The organism is uncultured Anaerobiospirillum sp. (assembly GCF_902485895.1).
Taxonomy (GTDB): domain Bacteria; phylum Pseudomonadota; class Gammaproteobacteria; order Enterobacterales; family Succinivibrionaceae; genus Anaerobiospirillum; species Anaerobiospirillum succiniciproducens.
Window position 1 is genome coordinate 42,625 of the sequence record NZ_CABTML010000003.1, and the last position, 6,053, is coordinate 48,677.

At 42.7% G+C, this 6,053-nt stretch carries 3 protein-coding genes; 2 read left to right on the plus strand and 1 reads right to left on the minus strand.

Annotated features, from left to right (window positions below; genetic code table 11):
• Nucleotides 1-225 precede the first annotated feature (225 nt).
• Both RDO37_RS00150 and RDO37_RS00155 read left to right on the plus strand, forming a co-directional pair.
• Nucleotides 226-3,327, plus strand: coding sequence for a helicase-related protein (locus RDO37_RS00150; RefSeq protein ID WP_308497689.1), 3,102 nt, complete (start codon nt 226-228; stop codon nt 3,325-3,327).
• Nucleotides 3,328-3,373: 46 nt separating this feature from the next.
• Nucleotides 3,374-4,006 (plus strand): DUF4391 domain-containing protein, encoded by a 633-nt coding sequence (locus RDO37_RS00155; RefSeq protein ID WP_308497690.1) that lies wholly within the window; start codon nt 3,374-3,376, stop codon nt 4,004-4,006.
• Nucleotides 4,007-4,141: 135 nt separating this feature from the next.
• Here the strand turns inward: RDO37_RS00155 and RDO37_RS00160 are convergent, their stop codons facing one another.
• Nucleotides 4,142-5,371, minus strand: a complete 1,230-nt coding sequence (locus tag RDO37_RS00160; protein ID WP_308497691.1) for a hypothetical protein — start codon at nt 5,369-5,371, stop codon at nt 4,142-4,144.
• Nucleotides 5,372-6,053 lie beyond the last annotated feature (682 nt).

Here is a 6,053-nt window from a genome sequence, read left to right on the forward strand (position 1 = left end):
TTAGCCCTAGGATTGTATAGCCCAAACTAGATCTAGCTTCTCCAAACAGACAATGGTACGTATCTCATAATGCAAGAATCTGTCTTATTTAACAACACAAGCTCTAAGGTTATTGATGATTTACGTCAGGTGCTTACACCAGGATGTAGCGTATGCATTGCTGCGAAAAGTTTCAGCATTTTTGCTTATGAAGCTCTACGAGATAATCTTGATTGTGTTGATAATGTGCGGTTTATCTATACAGAGCCAGCTTTTGAGAAAGAAAAGAAAGACAAGCAGCTTAGAGAATTTATCATCCCACGTATTAATCGTGAGAAAGTCATCCATGGCTGTGAGTTCGAGATACGTCTGCGCAATCCTTTGACCCAACGCTCGCTTGCTCATGCATGCGCTGAATGGTTAGATCGTAAGTGCACCTTATACACTAATACTTCTCATGAACTCGAAATTAATGAAGTATTCGTGGTTAAGAATTTTGATGGATGTTTTGCCTACCTCCAAATCAATCACTTTGCTACTGACTACTTAGGCTTAACTCAATCAGGACGTCGCCCTTTTGGCAATATCGTGCGCTTATCTGGTGACGATGCACTTGAGTTATACGCTGAGTTTGAAACAGCCTGGAATGACTCTGAAGTTACAGATGTCACCGAGAATGTAAAACAAAGCATTGGTAGTGTCTGTAAGGAGAATACCCCCGAGTACCTTTACATGATTACATTGCAAAACCTCTTTTGTGAGTTCTTAGATGCAATGAATGATGATTTTCTTCCTAAAGAGGGTACTGGATATCGCAATAGTGTTATTTGGCAGAAGCTCTATAACTTCCAGAAAGATGCAGTTTTAGGCATTATCAACAAGCTTGAAACCTACAATGGCTGTATCCTTGCTGATAGCGTTGGTCTGGGTAAAACTTTCACTGCTTTAGCGGTAATCAAATATTACGAAAGCAGAAACATGCGTGTACTAGTACTGTGCCCTAAAAAACTAGCACAGAACTGGAACACGTACTGCCGCAACTACAAGACCAATCCGCTTGAGGCCGATCGCTTTAGTTATACAGTGCTCTTTCACACTGATCTGTCACGTAACAATGGCACTTCCAATGGCATCGACTTGTCTCAAATTAACTGGAGCAACTTTGATCTTGTTGTTATTGATGAGTCACACTATTTTAGAAACGGCACTAAAAACAAAAAGAATCGAGCAACTGGAGATGTTGAGGTAGTCGATAACCGCTATCAGCGTCTGCTTAGACGCATCATTAGTCAAGGCGTTAAGACCAAGGTTTTAATGCTCTCTGCTACGCCCGTTAACAACAACTTCAATGACCTTAGAAATCAGCTGCAGCTTGCCTATGAGGGCAAACCAGATACCCTTAATGAAAAGCTCAATACTTCAACTGGTATCGATGAGATCTTTAAGCTTGCTCAGAAGCGCTTTAATGAGTGGAGCAAACTGCCTGTTAAAGAGCGTTTAGAAAGAAACCTTCAAGACGTCCTCGATAGCGATTTCTTTAAGGTGCTTGATGCGGTTACTATTGCCCGCAGTCGTAAACATATTGCCCAGTTCTATGACACAGCTGCTATTGGTAAGTTTCCAACTCGTTTACCTCCAATCAATCGCTCGCCTTCTCTGTGCGATAAATCTGATGGTATTAAGTACCATGAGATCTTTACCCTTTTGCAAACTCTTCATTTGAAGATATACACTCCATCTCAGTACATTCTGCCTCAGTACATGGAGCAATATCTGCCCAAAAGAGAGCGTGAGCACGAAGACAACCTTACTTTAGCTGGTCGAGAGGAAGGTATTCGTCACCTCATGAGCATCAATATCTTCAAGCGCATGGAGAGCAGTATTAACTCTTTTAGAATTACTGTAAAACGTCTGCGCAAGATGCATGAGGATATGATTGCCCTCATTTCTGAGCATAACTTTACTAACGCTGCTGTTGATGAGCCAACTTTTGATGAAGATGAGTTTGATGATGAGCTCGATATCAATATTGGCCATAAGACTGCTAAGATTCAGCTCAAGCATATGGACTATATTAGCTGGCAATCTGAACTTGAGCATGACATTGTCATTTTAGATCAATTGCTTGAGAAGACTTCCTCAATTGATGGTAGTAAAGATGCCAAACTCATGCAGTTAAAAGCTGATATTGATGAGAAGCTCTCGCATCCTCTCAATAATAACAATCGCAAGATTATTATCTTCACTGCCTTTGCCGATACAGCTCAGTACTTATTCGATGGTATTAGCGATTGGGCACTTGAGAAGCATGGCTTGCATACTGCACTCATTAATGGCAGTAAAAACACTCACAACCTTAACTTTAAAGGCAAGATTGATTTCGATGCCTTGTTGTCTATCTTCTCACCATGCTCTAAAGAGTTAGAGAGCAAGTATCCAGAGTATCAAGGTCAAAGCATTGATATTCTCATCGCTACTGACTGTATTAGTGAGGGTCAAAACCTCCAAGACTGTGATTGTCTAATTAACTTTGATATTCATTGGAATCCAGTGCGTATCATTCAACGTTTTGGTCGTATTGATCGTATCGGCTCCAAGAATGAACGTATTCAGCTCATCAACTACTGGCCAGATATTTCTTTAGACGAATACATCAAGCTCAAACAGCGTGTTGAATCACGTATGGAGGCTACGGTCATGACCTCAACAGGTGATGACAATCCTCTCTCTAGTGAAGAGGCTAACGATCTTGAGTACCGCAAAGAACAGCTCAAACGTTTGCGCAGTGAAGTTGTGGACCTTGAGGATATGAGCTCCGGCATTTCAATCTTAGATCTTGGCCTTAACCAATTTAAGAATGACCTAATTGGTAAACGCGGTGACTATCCTGAGCTTGACCAGGCTCCTCATGGACTACATGCCATTGTTAAATCAGAAAGCGAATGCCCTCCAGGTGTAATCTTTGTGCTCAAGAGTCGTGTTGCTGACGTGCACAAAGACACTAAGAACCAGCTTCATCCTTTCTATCTCATATACATGGATATGAAAGGCAATGTTGTTGCCAACCACCTCAAGCCTAAGCGACTTTTGGACCTATTCCGCAAGCTTTGCTTTGGCAAGATTGAGCCAGATCATGAGCTTTGTGATCTCTTCAACCATGAGACAGATGACGGTATTCAGATGCAAACCTATTCAGACATTCTGAATAAGGCCGTCCGATCTGTTGTCAATGTTAAGAATAAGACAGATGTGTCAGCCTTCTTAACTGGCGATAATGACGTATCTTTCGTGAATACGCATCAAGATCTAAAAGATTTTGAGCTCATTGACTTCCTTGTGATTAAGTAAGTAACTAATGCATTGCCTGCATAATGACATAAGGGGTTAACAAACAATGAGCAGCTTGCCTGAATCAACTAAAAACCAAAATATCGAGATAGAGATAAGCACTCTTAACTCCTCTAATGAGATTAGCTCTGATGACAAGATTCTCATCAATAATGAGCTTAAGTCATTGCGAATTACGCATGAGCTGAGCGAAAAAACCTTAGAGGGAGTTTGCGCGGGCGATGATATTAAACGCTTGTTTGTTATTGAGGTCATGATTAAAGGCGATGCATATAGCGAAAAGCTATTGCGTATCTTATCCACTTGCATTAAGCAAAAACTTTTGATGGTAATTGTCGTCAATAGCCAATATAGACTAGCTATTGTTGACGATAGAATTATATGCTCTAGCTTTTGTAAGAGTTTTGATGAGGTCTTTCCTGAGCTGCATGGCAGTAACATCGATGAAGTCTATGCCAACCTGGTTGCAGATCTCGCAAACTTCGAGATTAAGGATCAGGTAGATCCAGTTAAGGCAGTACGCATCAATCAAGAATGCTTTAGGTTAGAACAAGAGATAGAAAGACTTGAGCTAAAGTGCCTAAAAGAATCTCAGCCTCGTCGTAAAATGGAGATTTACGAGCAAGTAGAAGCAAAGCGCAAGGATCTATCTACACTCAAAGCCTCATTATCTCAGTAGCTGCAGCACCTCCCTAATCTAGATAGGCTCACATGAAGATGCTTAGATAAATGTCGTGATGCACTACGACCTGCAAGATCTCATCTTGCAGGCCGTTTTCTTTTATCCGCAGCATGCCTTTTGCCAAGCACGCTGTTAGCTAAGCTTGATGCTGAAAAGTGGCTGAGGATCAGAGGTTTTAGCAGCTACTGATTGTGGGATGGTAAGAGCGTTGAGGTTGCAGCTTAAGATCTTAACGGAGTGATCGGCAATTGGTGGGAACGGCACTGCAGTAACTGCCTCAGAGCGCAGCAGTAAGTGCTCAGGGATCTTATCTTCTTTTACAAAGACATAGCGATCTTTGGCATTGTCATCATGCTCATGATCCTTAAGATAGCGCAGGACTTCAAGCTGCTGTGCATTTGGAATGAGCTCTAAGATATCGCAGACAAAGAATGAGTATGTACCAAAGCGCTCATCGTAGAAGTACTCTTGATGACGGCCACGGTACAGATAAGTAAGCTCATTAAAGTGCCCTGCCATGCTCTCTGGCACGATCTTACTTTCAATCATTTCCTCAACAAACTCACGCCTGAGATCATTGATAGTCTCGCGATGACACAGTGCCTGCTGAGCACCATGGCAACTCTTTGCCGCCTCAAGCATGGCCTTGATAAGCTCATCATGATTATCTGGGATTAAGCATACGAGTGAGCCATTGCCCTTTTGCTCTAAGAGCATACGTGCAGTATCCTCAAGCATGCCTGCATAGACCTCACTGTCGCTTAAGCTTGTGGCGATCTTATAGCGAATGGCTGGACGATCGCCTCTTATGATCTTGCCTTCTTGGCTGTCATTGGTGAGCTTGTGATCTTTGCTCAGATTAGTAGTCTTGTGATCTTTGCTGCTAGTACTCTTATGATCTTGGCAGGCGTAAAGCTTATTAGCCCGAAGCTCTTGCTCTTCGCGCTCAAGGGTGGCGCGATATGCTTTAGTGAGATTTTGCTTTTCCTTAGGATCTTGGATGAGATTGGTAAGCTCTACTTTATCTTCGGTGCTGTTAAAGAAACGGCATAAGGACTCGATACCTGCAGCTGGCAAGAGCAATCTAAAGTCATTGTCCTCTGGCACTGCTACTTCTTGATGAGAGCGCACTGTACCAGGAGCACACTTATGCCCAAAGTAGCGTTTCACATCATCAAGACTCTCATCATCAAAGCGATAGCCACCGCCTACTGGCTGAAAGCGCAGATTGTCATAATGCTCATTACCCACTAAGAAGAGCTCATCATCTAACACAATGCGAAAGACATAAGCATAGGATGCTCTAATTTCACCTGCTTGTGCTCGATACTTATTCTTCTCTAGTCTAAATGAGTCACTCATAATGATCCTGCAGCTATCTTTCAATGACTAACAAAGGCTGATTACACCTCATGGCTATCTTGGGTCACATGCGCCTTGCTGTTAATTGCTCTAAGCACATTACATTAGATACCTACCATGGCAAGCGAGCGCATGACAGCATGTGCTTGCTCGTGTAGCTATCACTTGATGCTGTGCTAATGCTAGCGGGAGCTTAGCAGTGCTTGCATTACTATGCTAGCGGGTGCTTGGCAGTGTTTGCCTTGCTATGCTAGCAGGTGCTTGGCAGTGCTTGCCTTGCATGTGCTAGCAGGTGCTTGGCAGTGCTTGCCTTGCTCGTGCTAGCGGGTGCTTGGCTGTGCTTGCCTTGCATGTGCTAGCAGGTGCTTGGCAGTGCTTGCTGTGCTGTGCTCGTAAGCATCTGTGGATGCTTGAGTGGCATGGCAAGCTATAAGAGAACTTGGCTGTGACCTTAGATTAGTACTACATTGTAGTCACACACGAGTAATCAGCAATCAGCATGTTTTGAGTATTGGCCTAATGTCACAGATATTATCAGTCAAGTGAGAAAAAGCGGCGTGTAAGTATGTGTACGATATTTGGGGGGTATTAATATAAAACTGGCATAACTATTATGAACCGCATGTTTATCAGTTTTTTTGGGAAACATGCACATGAATAGACTAAAACAAGCCAGACCGCA